Raw genomic sequence first — 21367 nt, 5'->3', positions numbered from 1 at the left:
TTATGTTATAATATGGTTGTTATTTGGAACGTAGGGTGTCTGCCATTTTTTCTGTAGGAAATAGCCCACAAATAAATAATAAGAATAAATAAGCGATTCCAACAATAAAGCTAATCATAATCATATTTAAAAAGGAGTCTGTACTAAAGACAACCGCTAATTTTAAATAGGATCCTAGCATAAAGGTTACAGCGATGATTAAAATGGCATTAATAACTGAGCGCATATTCATATGATAAGCAATATGTTTTCTAACAAGCAAATAGTGCCATGCAGTAACAAAAACAACGTTAAATAATACGGCAATGACTAGTCCGTAAATATTGAGGCTTGGAATTTGAAGGAGAATAATCATCATAATAATTTTAATAACTGAAGAGATTAAGGTTGTGCTCATGGCTTGTGTTGCCTCATCAATGGCTTGCAAAGTAGAAGTTAGTGGTGCTTGGAAATAAAGTAATAGAAATACTGGTGCCATGACAATTAAATAATTGGCTCCTGTTGAAGAATCAAATAATAGATTCATGAGCTCAACAGGAAATAGCATTAATAGGACGGTATAAATTCCACTTGGTAAGAATGAGAGTTGGAATGCATTGTCTAGGTGTGAATGAATACGATCAAATCGTTTGCTAGCATAAGCTTGGCTAATAGGTGGGACAATGGCTTGTGTGATAGCATTAGTAATAAATGATGGCATTAGAACTAATGGTAAAGCAAACCCAGAAACTGCACCATAAAGTTTTGCACTGAGTTCACTACTGTAACCAATCTTGAATAAGCATTGCACCACAATAATTGGTTCTAGAAAGTGGGAGAATGAACCAATAAGGCGACTACCTGTGGCAGGCAGAGAGATGGCCAAGACATCTTTAAAATTTTGTGGACTTAAATGAATAGGCTTTAGGGTAGCCCCGTAATGATTATGATGGATATGTTTGAAGAATAGGAATAAGAGAATTAAAATTGATGCAAATTCTCCGGCAATCGATGCCCACATCGTTCCTACTACACCGTAAATAATTCCATAAGGTAATGACCAGTTAATAAATAAGATAGAGATGACAATTCGAACAATTTGTTCAACGAGTGTTGAAATAGCTGATGGGAACATATTTTGTTCCCCTTGGAAGTATGCTTTTAAAATAGTCGATAGAGAAACGAAAAAGAGTAGTGGACCAATTGAGATTAATGGTAAATAAGTTCGTTCATCTTTCAGTAAATAGATTGCTAAAGGTTTGGCAATAAAGAAGAGTAAGATACTCACTAGCAAACTTGATACCATTGCAATAATGAGTGAGACGGATAAGACTTTTTTCTGACGTTCATTGGCTCTCGAAATTAATGTTGGGATGGCAATTGGAAGTCCTATGCTTGCGAAGGTTGTTAAAAGCATGAGGGTAGGTGCAATTAACATGTAAATTCCAATTCCGTCTTCGCCAAGTAGTCGTGTGACAATAACTCGGTTAACCATACCTAAGATTTTAGTGATTAAACCGGCTATAACGAGAATAAATGTTCCTTGTGCTACGCTTTGTTTTTTCATAATTTTTCCACCTATACTTTAGTTATGATTTTGCTTAAGTCTATGAGTATGAAGTTTAAAATATGAAGGTGAGGAGATACTTTTGTTTAAATCAAGAATGAATTGGAAAATATCTGACATATTTCGTGAGGACTATGACTCACAAACCACAGTGCTAAATCCTGCGATTGAGCAACTAGTGTTAGCACGTCAACTGGCTACGGCTGAGAGTTTGGATACATTTGCAAAAGAGGAAACCATTCATCATGATCCTTTTTTGTTTTCAGAAATGTCAAAAATTATTACGCGTATTAATGAGGCAATTGATCAAGGAGAGCCGATTTTAATTTATGGGGATTATGATGCAGATGGTGTAACAGGAACATCGATTTTAGTTCGTTGTTTACGTGAGCTTGGGGCCCTAGTTGATTATTATATTCCAAATCGCTTTTATGAAGGGTATGGACCGAATGAAGATGCGTTTATGCAGGCAATTGCTGATGGTTATCAGTTAGTCATCACCGTAGATAATGGGATTGCTGGAGTTGATGAGGCAGAAATTCTACTTGAACATGGGGTTGATTTGATTATTACGGATCATCACCAGGTAAAAGAAACACTTCCACGTGCCTACGCCATCTTGCACCCTGAACTCGATGAAAATTATCCATTCCATCATTTATCAGGGGCAGGGGTAGCCTTAAAAGTAGCAGAAGCTTTATTACAAGAAGTGATTCCTGAAGATTTTTATGCCATTGCAATGCTTGGAACGATTGGGGATGTCGTTCCATTAATTGATGAAAATCGTTCGATTGTTAAACGCGGACTAGCTGCTTTACGTGAAACAGAAATTGAAGGATTAAATGCAATGATGGACCTAGCTGGAACCGAAAAGTCTGAGGTAACAGAAGTTAATGTCGGTTTTGAACTATGTCCCCGTTTGAATGCACCTGGTCGAATGGATGAGGCCGCTTTATCAGTCGAGTGTTTAATTGCAGAAAGTGAAGAAGAGGCTAAACTCATTGCCGATCAAATTGAAAGTTTTAATAGCGAGCGGCAAAAGGTAACACAAAAAGTGTTGGAGGAAGCGACAAAGTTAGTGGATGCGAAAACATTAGCTAAGAAAAAAGTCGTTATTTTATACTCACCGAATTGGCATGAAGGTATTTTAGGAATTGTCGCAGGACGCTTAGCGAAGCAATGGCAAAAAGCTGTTTTTGTCGTCACAGATGATCATGAGGGATTCCTTAAAGGATCGGCTCGTGCGGTAGAAGGGTATCACTTATTTGAACTATTGAATAAATGTCAAGATTTAATCGAACGTTTCGGTGGTCATGCTTTAGCAGCGGGGATTACGTTTGCTCCTGAAAATTTACAAGCCTTGGAAGACAAGATGAATGAATTATTACAAGAGGTTGAAGTGACACCGAGTCTTCAAGTTGATCTAAGTTTACCTTTAGCGGATTTAAATATTTCGTTTGTTGAACAGCTTTCAATATTAGCTCCATTTGGTGAAGGAAATCGTCCACCTGTTATTGAGCTTAAAAATGTTTATGTCAAAAATGTTAAACCAATTGGAAATAAGCTACAGCATTTGAAATTTACGCTATATCAAGAAAAACACTCAGTTGATGTAATAGCTTTCAATCAAGCCCCACTTGCTATGTATTTGACGCCTGATACATTATTTAGTTTTGTGGGAGAGGCTAAAATAAACGAATGGAATGGAAATCGTAGTGTGCAATTTCATTTTATTGATGTTTTGTGCAATGAGTTTCAATTAATCGATCTTCGTAATCGACAAGCGTATGAACAACGAAAAGATCAACTTCAGCTAGCAACGACGTATACGAATGCAGCAGAGATTGATGATATTGAGACATTGGTCATTAATCAGCTTCCAAGTTCAAAAGAAGAGTTAATGACTTTGATTACAAGAAAGAAGCCAGGAAATATTGTAATAGCGCCACTTGAATCAAATGTCACGTTTGCTCCACGTGAGAAGTTTGTCAGCGTATATAAAGTTGTGAAACAACATGGGCCTATTACGTTGAATCACCAAATGATTAATTATTTTATGCGTTTAGGGATTAGTAAAAATGAATTATTATTTATTTTACAGGTGTTTTTTGAAGTAGAACTTGTTATAATAAAGAATGGCTCTGTTTTTCCAACTGATAGTGTGACCAAGCGTGATTTAGCAGAAGCACCAACGTATCAATCTCAAAAGGCAAAACTTGAGATGCTTGAGTTTTTTGAGTTAACGACGTGGTCAGAATTAAAAACAACCTTTAAAACAGCTAGGGAGGAAATGACTCATGAATCTTAAAGATTATGTAGCAAATGTACCTAACTTTCCAAAAGAGGGTATTCAATTTAAAGATATTACACCGTTAATGGCGGATGGACAAGCTTATAGCTATGCGACAAATCAAATGGTTGAATTTGCAAAGCAACAAAACGCTGAAGTGATTGTAGGTCCAGAAGCTCGTGGATTTATTTTTGGATGCCCTGTTGCACATGAATTAAAAATCGGATTTGCGCCAGTTCGTAAACCAGGAAAATTACCTCGTGAAACAGTATCATTCAATTATGATTTAGAATATGGTTCAAATACATTATGCATGCACAAAGATGCCATTAAACCAGGACAACGCGTTTTAATTGTAGATGATTTATTAGCAACAGGTGGAACAGTTGAAGCAACAGTTAAGTTAATTGAACAACTTGGTGGTGTTGTTGTTGGATGTGCATTCTTAATTGAATTAGAAGAGTTAAATGGTCGCAAAACATTAGAAAATTATGAAGTTTTATCGTTAATGAAATACTAAGGCTGCGAAATATAAAAGATTGAGTAGAGATGAAGCATTTATTGTTGCATTTCTACTTTTTTTTATGTTAAAATTTTAAAAAAGTAACAATATAGCATATTGTAAATATGACAAAAGGTTAAATGGTTGATGAAATATCATCCTTTTTTTTCATCTTAGGAAAGATTAAAATTTCTAAGTTTTCTTGAAACAAATCGTAGTTTTAGCTTTATAATAAAATAAGTAGATTAGACAATAGGAGTAATGCTTATGTACCAATTAAACGGGTATGAAATATCAATTGATCATGTTTTAGAGCAAGCTAAAACGTATATTAAAAATCCAGATAGTATTGCGGTCATCGAACGTGCTTTTGAACTTGCCTTTCAAAAACATAAAGACCAATTGCGAAAATCAGGTGAACCTTATATTATTCATCCGATTGAGGTTGCTTATATTTTAGCTAAATGGCAAACAGGGCCTCGTACGATTGCCTCAGGACTATTACATGATATTATCGAAGACACAGAGATTACAAAAGAAGAAATTGCAGAATTATTTGATGATGAAATTGCAGAAATTGTTGACGGTGTAACGAAGCTAACGAAGCTTAAATATAAATCAAAAGAAAAACAACAAGCAGAAAATCACCGTAAAATGTTACTAGCCATGAGTAAAGATATTCGTGTAATCCTAGTTAAATTAGCGGATCGTTTACACAACATCCGAACACTTAAATTTTTACCGCCTGAAAAGCAATGTTCCATTGCTCATGAAACGATGGAGATTTATGTTCCGATTGCCCATCGTTTAGGGATGTATCGTGTGAAAGCTGAGCTTGAGGATACCTCACTTCGCTTTTTGAAGCCAGAAGATTTTTATCGTATTGCCCAATTAATTAAGCAAAAAAAACATGAGCGTGAGCAACAAATTCAAGAAATGGAAGACGAAATTACGGCCGCTTTAGCGGAATATCATATTCCGTTTGAAATCAAAGGTCGTATTAAAAATATTTATAGCGTGTACAAAAAAATGATGACGCGCGAAAAAGACTTTGAAGAAATCTATGATTTATTAGCAATTCGCTTAATTGTTAATTCAGTTCCAGAATGTTATTCAGCTCTTGGAGTGATTCATGCGCACTTTAAACCTATCCCAAATCGTTTTAAAGATTATATTGCCATGCCAAAGCCAAATATGTATCAGTCATTACATACGACCATTATTGGTCCAAATGGAAATATATTTGAAGTACAAATTCGTACAAAAGAGATGGATGAAATTGCTGAACAAGGGGTTGCAGCACACTGGGCATATAAAGAAAATCGTCAAATTACGGCTAAACAAGAACAACAAGAAATTCAAGATAAATTAAAATGGTATGAAACATTAATTGCGTACCAAGAAGAAGTGAACGATGCTGAAAAATTAATGAAGCTTGTTAAAGATGACATTTTTAATGCCAATGTTTATGTGTTTACACCTAATGGTGATGTCTTTGACTTCCCTCCAGGATCAACACCAATTGATTTTGCTTATCGTATTCATACCAATTTAGGACATAAAACAACGGGTGCAATAGTTAATGGTAAAATCGTGACCTTAAATTATCAATTAAAAACGGGCGATATTGTTGAAATTAAATCCTCTCGTAATTCGTTTGGTCCGAGTGAAGATTGGTTAAATATTGTTAAAACATCACAAGCACGCCATAAAATTCGTCAATACTTTAACCGTACTAAACGTGAGGAGTATACGCATAAAGGAGAGGAAATGTTCTTAAAAGAACTAGCCTCAAAAGACTTATCATTGAGTTCAATTGATATGCAAAAATTACTTGGAGCGTATAAAAAACAAAGTATTGAGAAATTAGATGAATTATATTATCAAATTGGGCGCGGACGCTTAGTAGCTAAGACGATTCTTGAGCGATATTTTGCGGATGGGAAAGAAGTTGATGATACAGAGTTAATTCAACAAATTAATGATGCAGCAAAAATCAAAGAAGAACATCGTAAAAAAGCAAAAAATCGTTTCGGAATTATTGTAGATGGGTTAGATAATGTTGATTTACGCATTGGTAAATGTTGTCACCCGGTTCCGGGTGATCCAATTGTTGGTTATATTACAAAAGGAAGCGGGATTACGATCCATCATGCTGAGTGTCATAATGCTAAAATAGATGGTCGTATTGTTCCAGTTGAATGGGATGATGAGCATTCAAATTCATTTAATGCTAAGATTAAAGTGACAGTCCTTGATCGTAAAAATGTGTTAGGCGATATCATTCAAAAATTAACGGTTATTAATGCAAATATTACAGAATTAAATGCATTGACTTCAAATGATACGATTATTATTAACTTATCGTTATCTGTTCGTAATATTGATCAATTAGTAAGTGTTGTGAATACGATTAAACGGGTCAAAGATGTCTTTAGTGTCGAGCGTATCATTCAATAGTGAGGTGAAAACAGATGAGAGTCGTTGTTCAACGAGCAAGACAAGCAAAAGTAACGGTTGATGGTAAGGTAACAGGTGCTATTGAACATGGATTAATGCTATTAGTTGGGATCACGCACGAAGATACAGTGAAAGATTTAGAGTATTGTGCAAAGAAAGTCGCTAATTTACGAATCTTCGAAGATGAACAAGGAAAAATGAATTTATCAATCAAAGAGGTAGGCGGATCGATTCTTTCTATTTCTCAATTCACCTTATACGGGGAAACTAAAAAAGGGAATCGACCAAGTTTTATCGAGGCAGCACGTCCAGAGGTCGCAGAGCCTTTATACCATCAATTTAATCAAATTTTAAGAGAGACTTATGAGATACAAGTAGAAACAGGAATATTTGGTGCAATGATGGATGTCTCCTTTACAAATAATGGTCCTGTTACTTTAATCGTTGAATCTTAAAAAGAAATGTATTATAATAAAGAAAATAGTCAATAATACTTATAAATTCGAAGATCGAGAGATTCTATAAAAATAATACGTGACAGAGAACGAAGCCTTGGCTGGAAGCTTCGACGGATAAATTATAGATAGACACTCGTGAGAAAATATTCTGAACTGCTAGTAGGAATATTCGTTGACGGCGTTAACGTTTTAAAGTGGTAATAGTTTTAGACTATTACAAGTAAGGTGGCACCGCGTATACTACGTCCTTAGATTTAATCTAAGGACTTTTTTTATACTCGAAAAAAGGCTTTACTAAACACGATGAAATAACCCAATCATCCTGAATGAGAGGAAAGCCTCAACAATCATGACTATGAAAGGAGCTCTAACATGAATTTCAGTAAACCAAAAGGAACATACGATGTTCTACCTAAAGAAAGTGCACGTTGGCAAAATGTTGAAAGTTTAATTCGTGAAATCTGTTCAATTTTCAACTATAAAGAAATCCGTACACCAATGTTTGAAAGTACACAATTATATCACCGTTCTGCTGGTGAAACATCAGATGTTGTTTCAAAAGAAACATATGACTTCAAAGATCGTGGAGATCGTTCAATGACATTACGTCCGGAAGGAACAGCTGGAGTCGTGCGTAGTTACATTGAAAATAAATTATATGCAGATCAAATGGTTCAAAAATTATTCTATATTGGACCAATGTTCCGCTATGAGCGTCAACAAAAAGGACGTTATCGTCAACACGTTCAATTCGGGACAGAAGTATTTGGAAGTGCAGATCCTGCTATCGATGCAGAAGTTATCTCATTAGCTGTTACGTTATATCAAGTTTTAGGACTTCGTAACATTAAAGTTAAATTAAACTCATTAGGGGATACACAAAGTCGTGAAAACTATCGTGCAGCCTTACTTGCACACTTTGAAGGGCATAAAGAAGAGTTATGTTCAGATTGCCAAGTGCGTTTAGAAAAAAATCCATTACGCGTGTTAGATTGTAAAGTTGACCGCAATAAAGAGATTATGCAAAACGCTCCTCAAATGATTGATCACCTAACAGACGAAGATCGTGCATACTTCTTAAATGTTCAAAAATATTTAAAAGCGATGGGAATCGAATATGAGTATGATGCGACATTAGTTCGTGGATTTGATTACTATACACATACAATCTTTGAAATCCAAGCAGACATTGAAGGATTTGGAGCTCAAAACACATTATGTGGTGGAGGGCGTTATAACAAGTTAGTGTCTGAATTAGGTGGACCAACAGTTCCAGCTATCGGATTCGGTATGGGACTTGAACGTTTATTATTAGCATTAGAAGCTGAAGGAATTCAAGTTGCTGGAGAAGATGCTGTGGACTTCTTCTTAATCGCATTAGGAGAAGATGCTAAGATCTTTGGATCACGTTTATTATTTGATTTACGTTCACGCGGATTAGCCTGTGAAACGGACTATTTAGGGAAAAACTTAAAAGGTCAATTTAAACAAGCAGATCGCTACAATGCTCGTTATACAGCAATTCTTGGAGATGAAGAATTAAAACACGGCATGATTAATATTAAAAATAATCAAACAGGAACTCAAGAAACCATTCCAGTTGGATTTATTATTGACTACATTATTCAAGACCAACAGCGTAATCACCAACATGGTGGAGGATGCTGTGGTGGTCATGGACACGATGAAGACCATGGATGCTGCGGTGGACATGGACATGATGATGACCATGAATGCTGTGGAGGAAATGGACACGGCTGTGGATGCCAACATTAAGAAGAGGTGAGTAGTATGAATCGTACACATAATAATGGAGAATTAAGACTTGAACATGTAGGTCAAGTTGTTGAATTAAAAGGTTGGGTTGCTAAAACTCGTAACTTAGGTGGATTAGTTTTCATTGATTTACGCGACCGTTATGGAATTACTCAGTTAGTAGCTAATCCAGAAAACGTAAGTCATGAAGTTTTAGAAGCGGCAAACAAAGTACGTAATGAGTATGTAATCGCTGTTAAAGGAACAGTGGCTGAGCGTCAAAGTAAAAACCCTAATATGGCAACAGGAGATATTGAAATTATCTTAGATGAACTAACAATTATCTCTGAAGCAGAAATGACACCTTTAATTATTGCTGATGAAACTGATGCGTTAGAAGATACACGTTTAAAATATCGTTATTTAGATTTACGTCGTCCTGTGATGCAAAAGAACTTCATTTTACGTCACAACATCTTAAAATCAATTCGTAGCTATTTAGATGGAAATGATTTTATTGAAGTAGAAACGCCGTATTTAAATAAATCAACACCAGAAGGAGCACGCGACTATTTAGTTCCAAGTCGTGTCCATGAAGGTCATTTCTATGCTTTACCTCAATCACCACAAATCTTCAAACAGTTATTAATGGTTTCGGGATTTGAACGCTATTATCAAATCGCTCGTTGCTTCCGTGATGAAGATTTACGTGCGGATCGTCAGCCTGAATTCACTCAAATTGACATTGAGACATCATTCTTAACTCAAGAAGAAATCATGAATATGATTGAAGAGATGCTAGTTAAAATGATGAAAGACGTTAAAGGATTAGATGTTGCTCGTCCGTTCCCACGTTTAAGCTATGAAGAGGCGATGGAACGCTTTGGTTCAGATAAGCCAGATACACGTTTTGAAATGGAATTAATTGCTTTAAATGACGTTGTTGCTAATTGTGGCTTCTCAGTATTTGCACAGGCAGTTGAAGCTGGAAATGAAGTTAAAGCATTATGTGTTAAAGGATCAGCAGAACGTTTTTCTCGTAAAGACATTGATAAATTAACAGACTTTGTTAAAAAATATAAAGCTAAAGGTTTAGCATGGATTAAAGTAGTGGAAGAAGGATTCAACGGTCCAATTGCTAAATTCTTCAATGAAGAAGAAGTTGCAAATATTAAAGAAGCAACAAATGCTGAAGTGGGAGACTTATTATTATTTGTTGCTGATAAAAAATCAGTCGTTGCAGATAGCTTAGGAGCATTACGTTTACATTTAGGAAAAGAATTAGGATTAATCGATGAATCTAAATTCAATTTCTTATGGGTGATTGATTGGCCACTATTCGAATATGATGAAGAGGCTGGACGATTCTTTGCTGCTCACCATCCATTCACAATGCCAAGCTTAGATACATTAGACACATTTGATACAGATTCTCACAATGCAAAAGCACAGGCTTATGATATTGTCTTAAATGGATACGAATTAGGTGGAGGATCATTACGTATTTATCGTCCAGATGTACAATCTCGTATGTTTGAAACATTAGGATTTACAAAAGAAGAAGCTGAAGAACAATTCGGATTCTTAATGAACGCATTTAAATATGGAACACCTCCACACGGTGGATTAGCGTTAGGATTAGACCGTATCGCCATGATCTTAACAGGATCTCAAAGCTTACGCGATGTTATTGCTTTCCCTAAAAATGCATCAGCATCATGCCCGATGACTGAAGCTCCTGGAACAGTAACAGACGCACAATTAGAAGAATTACATATTCAACTAAGAAAATAATGAAATTGCTAGACCTAGTCAATGAGACTAGGTCTTTTTAGTGTAAATAAGTGTATGAATTTGTATTTTTTTGTGTAAAAAAATATCCAACTGTTTTCAATTATGGCTAAATCATGTAAAATGGTGCTATATGTTTTTTCTTCATAAATAGTCTAGAGTTATTTAACTATTAGGGGCAGGATAAAGAAAGTATAGTCAAATGTACTGATACTATTTTCAGAAGCGGTTATGATAACGAATCGTGTGATTATAGTACAGAGTGGAAAGGGACGGTGTAGACATGAATATGAAAAAGATCATGAGGCAACCATTAGCGGTTTTTGGTAGTATATTTTTGATTACAACCTTACTGCTGGTAGGTGTTCTTCTTTATCAAGTTAAGGGGATTACTGATGGTGGGAAAAGTAGTGATAATGTAATAAAACCAACTCCACCAATTGTTGAAAAAGTTCCAGATGAGTATCAGTTATCAGATGTAGCGACAGCTTATCAAAAAGAAGTTTTTGAAGAGTTAGTGACTGCGCAACATGCATATAAAGATAAATATACGGAGTTAACTAAAGAAGAATATGCGACTTTAGTTGTGAAAAATTTCATAGCAGATTTCTATACATGGTCTAATAAGACCGGACGCAATGACGTAGGTGGTGTACAATTTATTGCAGAAGAAATGAGATCTACTTTTAGAAAACAGGCTATTGATGGATTTTATGAAAATTTAGATTTTTATTTAAATGATTATGAAGCGACATCTTTAATAACTGTCAATGATGTAACCATTTTAGATGTTAATTTAAATGATACACTTAAAACAGAGGATGAAGTGATTGATTGTATTTCAGTTCAGGCGAGTTGGCAATATGAATTATCTTCTTCAGTTGAGATAGAACAATTCCAAAGTGAAGCAACATTTATTTTAACTGAATCAGAAGATCATTTAGTCCTAAATGCAATTTTATCGGAGTAAGGAGGGGAAAGCCATGTTTAATAATAAGGGTTTAAAATGGATTTACAGAATAATCATGATTTTACCGATTATTCCAATTATATGGAATATTATTTATATCAATCAATATTCAGGATTTGATTCTTTGTTGCGTTTGAATCTTTCGTTAATCTTCATCTTCTTATATTTAGCTATTTTAATGTTTGGATTATATGTTGTTAAAGAAGAGAACAAAGTAGGCACAATCATTTTAACAATAGTTGCATTGATTGGTCTTTTTACAGGAACGTATTTTGGATATGTTAATACACGCGTTTATCATTCGTTAAATAACATGACGATGCAAGACTCAATTATTAGTTATAGTTTAGTTACAATGGCAGATAGTCCTTTCACTGAAGTAAAAGATTTAGAAGGGTATACAATTGGGACTTTAAATTTAACTAAGCAAGAAGTGATTGATAATATTGACCAATTTTTAGAAGAAAATGAATTAACAGATGAAGCAGAAGTTGAAAAATATGATTCTCCAATTTCTATGATTCATGATTTATATGATGGAAAAGTTGATGCGATTATTGTAGGGGATAACTATGGTTCATTATTTTCAGAACAATTAGGATTTGAAGATATTAAAAATGAAACTAAAATATTAGCTAATATTGAGACTGTTATTCAGCAAGAAGAATTAAAACCAGGAATGGCTAATACGTCATTAATTGACGATCCATTCTCCATTTTACTAATTGGAGTTGATTCAACTGAACAAGGATTAGAAGCTGCTTCATTAGCTGATTCATTAATTATAGCGACTGTGAATCCTCAGAATCTATCAGTAACGATGACATCTATTCCACGTGATTCATATGTTGAAATTCCATGTTTTAATAATACAAAAGATAAAATTACGCATTCAAATAATGGTGGAACAACGTGTGTCATTGAATCAGTTGAGAAAATGTTTGATTTAAATATTCCTTATTATGTAAAGATTAACTTTAAAGGGGTTGTTGAGTTAGTTGATACAATCGGTGGAATTTACGTTGATGTACCTGTGACAATTGAAGAACAAGATAGTAATCGTCAGTTTGGTGAGCATTTAATTACTGTTGAGGAAGGGTATCAACATTTAAATGGAGAACAAGCGTTAGCACTTTCTCGTCATCGTAAGACGTTAGCTAAAGGTGATTTAGGTCGTGCAGAACATCAACAATTGGTTATTGAGGGAATTGTAAATCAAATGTTAACAGAAATGAACACAGTTGGTGAGTTTTTAGATTTATTAGATGTTTTAGGTAATAACATTGAAACAAATATCTCACTCAATCAGATGACATCAAGTCTTCAATATTTATTAGGGCTTGTCTCAACATTTAATGGTCAAAATCCATTAGACTATATTCATATTAAGAGCATGGTTGTAAGTGCTCAATATGGTTATATGGATAATCCGTATTATAGCTTTAAGTTAAGCTATGCTTTCCCATATAAAGGGGCTATCGCAGATGCACGTGAACAAATGTTAATTAACTTAGAGCAGGAATCGCCTCAATTTAACTATAGCTTCACATTTAATGGATTTGAAGAATATGAAGGCACTCAGTGGGTACAAACGTATTATAATGAGCCACTTCCTGGAGGAGCAACAGAGAATAATGTAACTACAGATGATGAGGAGGAAGTAAAAGCACCTATAAAAGAAGAAAATAACTCATCAATGAATAATAATGTCACAGTAACACCACCAACACATAATTCAGGCAATAGTAATTTAAATAATGGTTCAAATATAACTCAACCAGAAACGCCAATGGTACCAGAAACACCAACAGTACCGGAAACGCCAATGGTACCAGAAACACCAACAGTACCGGAAACGCCAACGGAACCAGAAACGCCAACAGTACCGGAAACGCCAACAGTACCGGAAACGCCAACGGTACCAGAAACACCAACAGTACCGGAAACGCCATCTACCGGAGAAGGAACTAATTAATTAAAAAGTTAGTTTTTATAGTAAAATGATAAATATAAGAAAATCAAAGATCTTTGGAAGAGAAGAGTGTGTCATAGTCTTTCTATGACACACCTTTTCATAATGTTTAATAATTGATAAATTATAGTTTAGTAGGAAAGAATATAGAATTAGAGGTGATTTTATGCGTATGAAACATTCGCTACTTAATATGTTAGTAGCTACAATACCAAGTTTAATTTTGCCTATTGTTGGTTTTGTAAAGTTTAGTCTTTTTTCGGATATATATGGTGGTTCGATTAATGGATTGTACTCGACAATGATTCAAATTATGGGATTTTTAAATTTAGTGGAGGGTGGTTTTGGAATTGCGTTTCAACAGATTCTTTATCAACCGTTAGCTCAAAAAAATTATAAAAAAGTAACGGAATTATATAATGGAGCAATCTATTTATTTAGAAAAATGGGATTCATTATATTTGTTTTAGGATTAATTGTGGGATTAGTTCAACCATTCTTTGTAAGTCAAGAAGGAGGCGTCATCTCAACCTTCTCAATTTATAGTATTTATTTCTTATTATTAGCGCCAGTGGTTGTGTCTTATTTTTTAATGGGACCCAATATCGTTGTTCAGGCCGATCAACAATATTATAAGATCAACTTAGGAATTCAATTAATTACATTATTGCGTTCAATTTTAGTGATTGTGATTGCTATGATGGGATTCTCATTAGAAGTAGTATTAGTAGCTGATGGAATCTTGACCATTGTTTCATATGTTTATTCGCGTAATAAAGCATTAAAATTATATCCTTATTTAAAAGATAATAAAGAAGCACGTGATTTAAGCGCACTTGAAAATACAAAGCATGTTTTTGTACATAAGATTTCAGGTGTTGTTTTATCAAATACAGATCCTGTGTTATTAACCTATTTTATTTCTCCGTTAATGACCAATGTATATAATGCTTATAATATGATTTGTTCGAGCTTAATTAAGGTTTTATATGGAGTTATTCAAGCACCCGTTGATAGTTTTGGGAACTTATTTTCAAGTGATGAAAATCATAAGTATTCTACCTTCTTACAATATGCTAACTTTGCGTTCTTTTTAAGCTCTATTGTATCAAGTATTCTCTTTATTACAGCTAATGATTTTGTTCGTTTATGGATGAAGGATGAATTGTATGTTTTATCATATTTTGGAGTGTTCTTATTTACGATGAACACATATTATCTTGTTTCTAGAGAGCCTTTATTAGTCGTGCGTAATGTGAATGGCTTATTCAAAGAAACGAAAAAAATTGCTTTATTATCTGCGTTAACTAACTTAGGGATTTCATTATTATTAGTTAAACCATTAGGGATTGTTGGAATTTTATTAGGAACGTTCTTAACACATTTTATTATTGATTTCTTTATGTCAGTTCAATTAGTATATCCTAAAGTATTTGGTTTACCATCATGGAATTATTATAAATTTGTGCTACTTCGTACATTAATTATGTTTGGACTTACTTTTATCGGACTTTGGGGATGGAGACTGATTTTCCCAACGGGTGTTAGTCACTTAGTTATTTGGTTTATCGGTGCAGCTAGTTTAGGTCTCATTGTCTTAGCAGCTTATCTTATGATTTATTATTTATTATTTAGTGATTTTAGAGATTTTGTTCAGCGCTCAATGAAGTTGTTCAAACGTAAGAAAGGAAATCATTAAAAATACATTGTATCCTGTGAGGACTAGACTATTAGCTAGAGTCTAGGGATTTAAAGGAAGGTTAGAGAATGAATAAAATAAGTGTAGTTATTCCTGCTTATAATGTAGAAAAGTATATTGATAAGAGTTTTGAAAGTTTATTAAATCAAACTTTCAAAGAGTTTGAGGTTATTGCTATTAATGATGGTTCACAAGATTATACACTAGAGAAAATGAAAGCTTATGAAGCGCGTGATTCAAGAATTCGTGTCATTAATAAAGCAAACGAAGGAGTAGGAGCTACTCGAAATTTAGGTCTGACATTGGCGAGTAGTGATTATATTATTTTCATTGATCCAGATGATTGTTTACATCCAGATATGTTGAAGTCATTATATGAAAAAGCAGTTGAAACAAATGCAAATGTCATTGTTTGTGACTATTATGAATGTTATGAACAAAGCACAGACAAGACTTTAATGACCATTCCAGTTGAATCAACAGATTTGCTTGTCGTTGAGGAGCAAAAAGATTTAATATTTAAAATAACGCCCGCTCCTTGGAATAAACTCATTAAGACTTCTATTTTAAAGGAACATAAAATTGAGTTTCCATTAAATTATCGTAGTGAAGATCTCGTCTTTACCTTAAAATTATTAGCACAATGTAAAACGTTAGCCATTGTTCATCAACCGTTATATTATTATTTAGCGAATCGAATGAATAATGTGTCAAGTGCAAATGATGAACGTGTTTTACATACACTTAATGCGCTACAAGAAATTATAACTAGTTATGAAACATACAATCTTAAACAATTATTTGAAGAAGAATTAGAGATGCTAGTTATTAAGCAAATTCAGTATGAGTTGCATAAAGTTATCTATATTACTGATAAAGAACTGGCAATTCGTATTATAAATGAGTTTTATCAGTTTATTGAAAATAATTTTCCAACCTGGAGAAAAAATAAATATTATCAATCATTATATCAAGAAATGAATTTTATGAATAAATATCGTGTCTGGATTTATGAACAACCGTATCGTTTAAAAATTTATTATCAAATCCGACAGTTGAAACGAGTTCTTAAATAAGAAGGTGAGTTAAAATGGCAAAGATAAGCATTATTGTTCCTATCTATAATGTAGAGAAATACCTTAAGCGCTGCTTGTATTCATTAGTAAACCAAACATTTCAAGATCTTGAAATTATCTGTGTTAATGATGGGAGTCCTGATCAATCACAAAAGATTATTGATCAGTTTACACTAGATTACCCAGGAAAAGTAATCTCTGTTCAAAAAATAAATGGAGGATTAGCTGATGCAAGAAATTATGGTCTAAATTATGTCACAGGTGAATATGTTCTTTTTATTGATAGTGATGACTGGATTGAAAGAGACATGTGTGAAAAGATGTATCAGGTAGTTCATCAAGAAGGTGCAGATTTAGTCGTCTGCGATATTAAAAATGTTTATGAAGATGGGCGAAGTGTTTATATTTCATGCGGCGATTTTAAAGTTGGAAATGTTGAAACATTACCTTCGGTTTTGACCATCGATAATAGTGCATGTAATAAGTTATTTAAGAAAACATTATTTGATGATGTTAAATTCCCGGTAGGGATTTGGTATGAAGATTTAGGATGTATTCCTATTGTTCTATCTAAAGCTCAAAAAATTGTCAAAGTCAATGAAGCTTTTTATAATTATTTTCAAAGAGAAGGATCAATTATGAATACTTACTCTGAGAAGAGTTTAGATATTTATAAAGCCTTGAAGTTAATAGAAGATAATTTTAAAGGAAATTATCAGTCAGAGATTGAGTTTCTATATATTAAAAATTTAATGTTATATGGATGTTCTCGTAATTTAACAGTTGAAAATGGTGATCGTTATATTAATCATGCTGTAGACTTTATGAGAAACCACTTCTCATCATGGCTAAAAAATGAATATGTCAAAAATTTATCAGCTAAAGATCGTTTTATTTTATGGTTATATAGTAAGAAGCAATTCAACATGGTCCGACAATTATTATCTTTAAAAAAAACATTACGACGATTAAAATAATGAGTAATTTATTTTTATTAGTATAGGGTATATTATGAAGGGAATATAGGCGTTAAAAGTAAGAGTCTTCTAAGTTAAATGACTATTGAATAGTGAATTTAATATTATGTTGAAACGATTGGAAGTGAGATTGTGTCAAAGAAAATTTTATTTGTAACCGATGAGATGACGTTGGGGGGCGTTTCTCGGGTATTAAATAACTTATTGCAGGAATTAGTGAAGCAAACTAGTTATGAGATTGATTTACTTGTATTACACAAACATGGTGAAATGCTTAAAGATGTTCCATCTGGAGTTAATATTATTGAGGGATCAAAGTTTTTTAGAGTGATTGATTTACCATTAAGTCAAATTATTAAAAGTAAAAATATTTCATTATTAATTAATAAATTATATTTGTTATGTTTAATGAAGACAGGATGGATTGGACGAAAAATTAAATCTGAACGTAAAAAAATGAAACTTTCATCGTATGATGTTGAAATTGCATTTAAAGAGGGATTTTGTACGATTTTTGTTGCTAATGGTTCTAGTGGTAAAAAAGTAAATTGGGTTCATCTAGATTATAAGAAACAAAACTTCTCATCGAATCATATGCCACTAATGAAGAAGATGCTTGAGTTAATTGATGTAAATGTAGCTGTTTCTAAAGTGGCAGCACAATCTTATCAGGAAGTTTTTGATTTAAAAGAGGATGTTAAAGTCATTCATAATATTATTCAATCTGATTTAATAAAAGAGAAGTTTGCTCAATCTGTTAATTCAGATGATTTAAGACTCTTTAAAAATAAAGATTTAACATTTATTAGTGTAGGACGATTAGTCGAACAAAAAGGATATGATCGTTTAATAAAGATTCACCGTCGCCTGATTGATGAAGGATTTAAACATAATATTATGATTATCGGTAACGGTGAAGATGAGCAAACCTTAAAAAATGAAATAAAAAAGAATAACTGTCAAGAAACCTTTAAACTGATTGGATATCGAGAAAACCCATTTGCTTATTTTAAATTAGCAGATTGTTTTTTATTACCTTCTCGTTATGAAGGATTACCGACTGTTGTCTTTGAATCTTTAATTTGTCAAATACCTGTTATAGCAACAAAAGTGGCGGGTATTGAAGAACAGTTAAAGGATAGTAGCTATGGTTTAGTTGTAAACAATGATGAATCTGATTTTTATGAAGCGATGAAGACGATTATTATGCATCCTGAAAAATTAGAAAAGATGAAAGATAAATTAAAGGATTATCACTATCAAAATGAAACGATTATTACTCAAATCAGTAATTTAGTGGAGGGGGATTTATGCTAGATAAATTTAAAAAACTTAATAATCCAAAGTTTTATACGTTATTAATTTTTGTTTTTTTAATTATTCAACCTATCGTTGATTTAGACTATCTATTAAATGATTTTTTGAAACAATATCATTTAATTGTTCCATCAACATTTATCAGATTCTTAGGAATTCCATTATTAGCGATTATTGGATTTTTATTTTTTGATAAAAATAAAAGGAAATCTTTTTGGATGATAGTATTTTTAGGATTAATCTTAGGGGCTTATTCTATTTTGCACTTTATTGAAATCAGACAATTAAATTTAAATCTTCCTGAAACGTTTAGAACAGATATTAAAATCGAACTAAAATATATCTTAATCATGACATTACCATTTATTTTAATGTATTGTACATATCTGGCCCAATTTAGTAATGAAACATTTAATAAAATTATTGTAATTACCTCGGTAATTACATGTAGTGTCATCTTTATTACTGATCTATTTGCTATCTCATTTGGTAGTTATGGAGGAACAACCCAAGCTAATTTCTTTTCATGGTTTACGGGAGGATATGAACAGTTCCAAGACCCAAAGTTATTGATGTCTAAAGGATTATATCATGCAGCAAATGTTCTAGGGGCTTTGCTTTTTATGTTGCTTCCATTATTATATAAAGTGTTATATGAGATCAAAAGAAAATGGCCAATCTTCTTACTGATTTTACTTCATTCGTTATGTATGATGATGATTGGAACACGAGTTGCTACCTTTGGTGTCATTCTTATTGCTATAGCAGCACTTGGAACTTATATTGGATGTAGTGTCATTCGCTTAACAAAGTTTAATCTTAATTTTCTATTAAATTTGGGGATTATTATTTTCTTAGCCTTGGCAATCTATCCAAATACTCCAGCCATTAAGTATCAAGAGTTTAACACCCAGTTAATTAAAAATTTAAAAGAAGAAGAAGAAAAGAATGATAGTGTTAATCAGATGTCAACACAATTAGAGTTGCTACAACAGAAAATTGAGGATGACGATGGTAAGAAGGCTGTATTAATAGCGGTTTTAAGAGAAAATGCTCAGTTATTAACATTCCCATCCATTTATTACGATGAAATTTATCCGATAGAATTTGATCCTGAGTTTTGGAACTTTGTTGTTAATCAACCCTTTGAAAAACGTAGTGATGGGAGAAAGCTTCAAAAATTATTCTCAGAATATAAGTGGGATTTAATGGATACTAAAGAAAAAATGCTTGGTATGGGGTTTTCGACATTAAGTGAAGGTCAATTAATTATTGAGCAAGATGGATGGCGTCAAATCTATACGATGGGAATTATCGGAGCAATTATTTTTATTACTCCATATCTTGTCTTAGTCCTAGCCTCAACAATTAATGCGTTAAGAAAGTTTAAAACTATTGTTAATTTTAGTAACCTAATGCTATTATTATCAATTGGTGTCGGTTTAGGAGCTGCTTATTATAGCGGACACGTCTTAGATGAATTGTTTACGAACTTATATTTAGGATTTATCACAGTTACATTGTTCCTTAATACGACATTAAGTAAAAAGGATTATAGGAAAGTTAAGGTGAAATAATGCCAAAAGTTAGTGTCATTGTTCCAGTCTACAATGTAGAAAAATATTTAGATCGTTGTCTTGATTCATTAGTCAATCAAACTCTTCAAGAAATTGAGATTATTGTGATTAATGACTCAACACCTGATCAATCACAAATTATTATTGATAAATATATGAATCTTTACCCAAATAAGGTATTCAGTTATATCAAGCCAAATGGGGGGCTCTCTGATGCTAGAAATTATGGTATGAGTAAGATGAAGGGAGATTATTTTGGATTTGTAGACGGTGATGATTACGTTGAATATTCGATGTTTGAAAAATTATACGAACGGGCAACTCAGGAAGAGGCTGATGTTACAACGTGTGATTTTTATTGGACTTATCCGAATCGTTTACAAAGAGCAACTGATGGACCTTATACAAATGAGAGAGAGTTATTAACGAAGATGATGCCGACAGTTTGGAATAAGCTATATAAGAAAAGTTGGTTTGATTCATTAGATATCAAATTTCCAGTAGGCTTAAGATATGAGGATAGTTCCTTTTCCATTCGATTAGCTCCATTTATTAGAAAATTAGCTTATGTAAATGAACCACTTGTTTATTATGTTCAACGTCAAGATTCAATTACTTATACTCAAAACTCCAAAGTTGGTGATATGTTAACAGTCTTTAATGATATTTTTGAATTTTATCAAAAACATAATTTATACCATCAATATCAGAGTGAATTAGAGTATTTAACATTAAAATATTTTTTAGGAAGTTCTTTCTTACGAGCTGCACAAATTCAGGATAAGAATACTCGAAAGGCTATCCTAAAAGAAGGTTGGGACTTATTAAATAAGAGATTTCCAATGTGGAGAAAAAATCAATATTTATTATCTCAAAAGGATAAGAAGCATCTATATTATCGATACACCAATAAATTAATCTATAATGCATTAGCGAATGCAATTTATATCATGAAAGTTAAACTTAAGAAATAAGGT

The 21367-nt window shown here is 33.0% G+C and carries 15 protein-coding genes and 1 other annotated feature; of the genes, 14 read left to right on the top strand and 1 reads right to left on the bottom strand.

The genetic code is table 11. The features are described from left to right. Positions 1 to 19 precede the first annotated feature (19 nt). Positions 20 to 1546: a stage V sporulation protein B gene (gene spoVB, locus NEH74_RS08215; protein WP_055305452.1), complete on the bottom strand. Its 1527-nt coding sequence runs from the start codon at positions 1544 to 1546 to the stop codon at positions 20 to 22. Positions 1547 to 1628: 82 nt separating this feature from the next. Here spoVB and recJ point away from each other — a divergent pair, with 82 nt between their 5' ends. From recJ to NEH74_RS08145, 14 genes are all read left to right on the top strand, one after another. Continuing rightward, entirely contained in the window at positions 1629 to 3854 is a 2226-nt protein-coding gene (gene recJ, locus NEH74_RS08210) for a single-stranded-DNA-specific exonuclease RecJ (RefSeq protein ID WP_238581288.1), read from the top strand. Further along, complete coding sequence (locus NEH74_RS08205; protein WP_055244473.1) at positions 3844 to 4356, top strand: adenine phosphoribosyltransferase; 513 nt, start codon at positions 3844 to 3846, stop codon at positions 4354 to 4356. The genes recJ and NEH74_RS08205 overlap by 11 nt, the downstream gene beginning before the upstream one ends. 249 nt (positions 4357 to 4605) lie before the next feature. Continuing rightward, positions 4606 to 6798 carry a RelA/SpoT family protein gene (locus NEH74_RS08200; protein WP_055305454.1) on the top strand — a complete coding sequence of 731 codons (2193 nt, stop codon included), beginning with the start codon at positions 4606 to 4608 and terminating at the stop codon, positions 6796 to 6798. Between the two features lie 14 nt (positions 6799 to 6812). After that, entirely contained in the window at positions 6813 to 7253 is a 441-nt protein-coding gene (gene dtd, locus NEH74_RS08195; RefSeq protein ID WP_055244477.1) for a D-aminoacyl-tRNA deacylase, read from the top strand. Between the two features lie 41 nt (positions 7254 to 7294). Beyond that, positions 7295 to 7509 (top strand) — a binding site (T-box leader). A gap of 119 nt (positions 7510 to 7628) precedes the next feature. Then, positions 7629 to 9032 (top strand): histidine--tRNA ligase, encoded by a 1404-nt coding sequence (gene hisS / locus NEH74_RS08190; protein ID WP_055244479.1) that lies wholly within the window; start codon positions 7629 to 7631, stop codon positions 9030 to 9032. Positions 9033 to 9047: 15 nt separating this feature from the next. Beyond that, on the top strand, positions 9048 to 10805 hold the full coding sequence (aspS, locus tag NEH74_RS08185; protein ID WP_055305455.1) for an aspartate--tRNA ligase: 1758 nt from the start codon (positions 9048 to 9050) through the stop codon (positions 10803 to 10805). A 280-nt stretch (positions 10806 to 11085) separates the two neighbouring features. Then, complete coding sequence (locus NEH74_RS08180; RefSeq protein WP_055305456.1) at positions 11086 to 11772, top strand: hypothetical protein; 687 nt, start codon at positions 11086 to 11088, stop codon at positions 11770 to 11772. A 13-nt stretch (positions 11773 to 11785) separates the two neighbouring features. After that, positions 11786 to 13747: an LCP family protein gene (locus tag NEH74_RS08175; protein ID WP_055305457.1), complete on the top strand. Its 1962-nt coding sequence runs from the start codon at positions 11786 to 11788 to the stop codon at positions 13745 to 13747. A 163-nt stretch (positions 13748 to 13910) separates the two neighbouring features. Next, complete coding sequence (locus NEH74_RS08170) at positions 13911 to 15443, top strand: hypothetical protein (RefSeq protein WP_055305458.1); 1533 nt, start codon at positions 13911 to 13913, stop codon at positions 15441 to 15443. 68 nt (positions 15444 to 15511) lie between these two features. Then, positions 15512 to 16519: a glycosyltransferase family 2 protein gene (locus NEH74_RS08165; protein ID WP_055305459.1), complete on the top strand. Its 1008-nt coding sequence runs from the start codon at positions 15512 to 15514 to the stop codon at positions 16517 to 16519. Positions 16520 to 16533: 14 nt separating this feature from the next. Next, complete coding sequence (locus NEH74_RS08160) at positions 16534 to 17496, top strand: glycosyltransferase family 2 protein (protein ID WP_055305460.1); 963 nt, start codon at positions 16534 to 16536, stop codon at positions 17494 to 17496. 132 nt (positions 17497 to 17628) lie between these two features. Further along, positions 17629 to 18813, top strand: coding sequence for a glycosyltransferase (locus NEH74_RS08155; RefSeq protein WP_238580535.1), 1185 nt, complete (start codon positions 17629 to 17631; stop codon positions 18811 to 18813). Next, positions 18807 to 20390: an O-antigen ligase family protein gene (locus NEH74_RS08150; RefSeq protein WP_055305461.1), complete on the top strand. Its 1584-nt coding sequence runs from the start codon at positions 18807 to 18809 to the stop codon at positions 20388 to 20390. The genes NEH74_RS08155 and NEH74_RS08150 overlap by 7 nt, the downstream gene beginning before the upstream one ends. Continuing rightward, positions 20390 to 21364 (top strand): glycosyltransferase family 2 protein, encoded by a 975-nt coding sequence (locus tag NEH74_RS08145; RefSeq protein ID WP_055274758.1) that lies wholly within the window; start codon positions 20390 to 20392, stop codon positions 21362 to 21364. Before NEH74_RS08150 ends, NEH74_RS08145 begins: the two co-directional genes overlap by 1 nt. Positions 21365 to 21367 lie beyond the last annotated feature (3 nt).

The sequence above is a fragment of the Turicibacter sp. GALT-G1 genome, assembly GCF_025594995.1.
Lineage (GTDB): Bacteria > Bacillota_I > Bacilli_A > MOL361 > Turicibacteraceae > Turicibacter > Turicibacter bilis.
Note: the sequence above shows the minus strand (reverse complement) of the source record. Positions and strands in the feature narration are given on the sequence as shown.

What these genes read in the sequence shown, in the direction of transcription:
- NEH74_RS08180 (WP_055305456.1), top strand. Translation starts at nt 11,086, where the DNA reads ATGAATATGAAAAAGATCATGAGGCAACCATTAGCGGTTTTTGGTAGT.
- dtd (WP_055244477.1), top strand. Translation starts at nt 6,813, where the DNA reads ATGAGAGTCGTTGTTCAACGAGCAAGACAAGCAAAAGTAACGGTTGAT.
- NEH74_RS08205 (WP_055244473.1), top strand. Translation starts at nt 3,844, where the DNA reads ATGAATCTTAAAGATTATGTAGCAAATGTACCTAACTTTCCAAAAGAG.
- NEH74_RS08160 (WP_055305460.1), top strand. Translation starts at nt 16,534, where the DNA reads ATGGCAAAGATAAGCATTATTGTTCCTATCTATAATGTAGAGAAATAC.
- NEH74_RS08175 (WP_055305457.1), top strand. Translation starts at nt 11,786, where the DNA reads ATGTTTAATAATAAGGGTTTAAAATGGATTTACAGAATAATCATGATT.
- spoVB (WP_055305452.1), bottom strand. Translation starts at nt 1,546, where the DNA reads ATGAAAAAACAAAGCGTAGCACAAGGAACATTTATTCTCGTTATAGCC.
- NEH74_RS08165 (WP_055305459.1), top strand. Translation starts at nt 15,512, where the DNA reads ATGAATAAAATAAGTGTAGTTATTCCTGCTTATAATGTAGAAAAGTAT.
- NEH74_RS08200 (WP_055305454.1), top strand. Translation starts at nt 4,606, where the DNA reads ATGTACCAATTAAACGGGTATGAAATATCAATTGATCATGTTTTAGAG.
- NEH74_RS08145 (WP_055274758.1), top strand. Translation starts at nt 20,390, where the DNA reads ATGCCAAAAGTTAGTGTCATTGTTCCAGTCTACAATGTAGAAAAATAT.
- NEH74_RS08170 (WP_055305458.1), top strand. Translation starts at nt 13,911, where the DNA reads ATGCGTATGAAACATTCGCTACTTAATATGTTAGTAGCTACAATACCA.
- aspS (WP_055305455.1), top strand. Translation starts at nt 9,048, where the DNA reads ATGAATCGTACACATAATAATGGAGAATTAAGACTTGAACATGTAGGT.
- hisS (WP_055244479.1), top strand. Translation starts at nt 7,629, where the DNA reads ATGAATTTCAGTAAACCAAAAGGAACATACGATGTTCTACCTAAAGAA.
- NEH74_RS08150 (WP_055305461.1), top strand. Translation starts at nt 18,807, where the DNA reads ATGCTAGATAAATTTAAAAAACTTAATAATCCAAAGTTTTATACGTTA.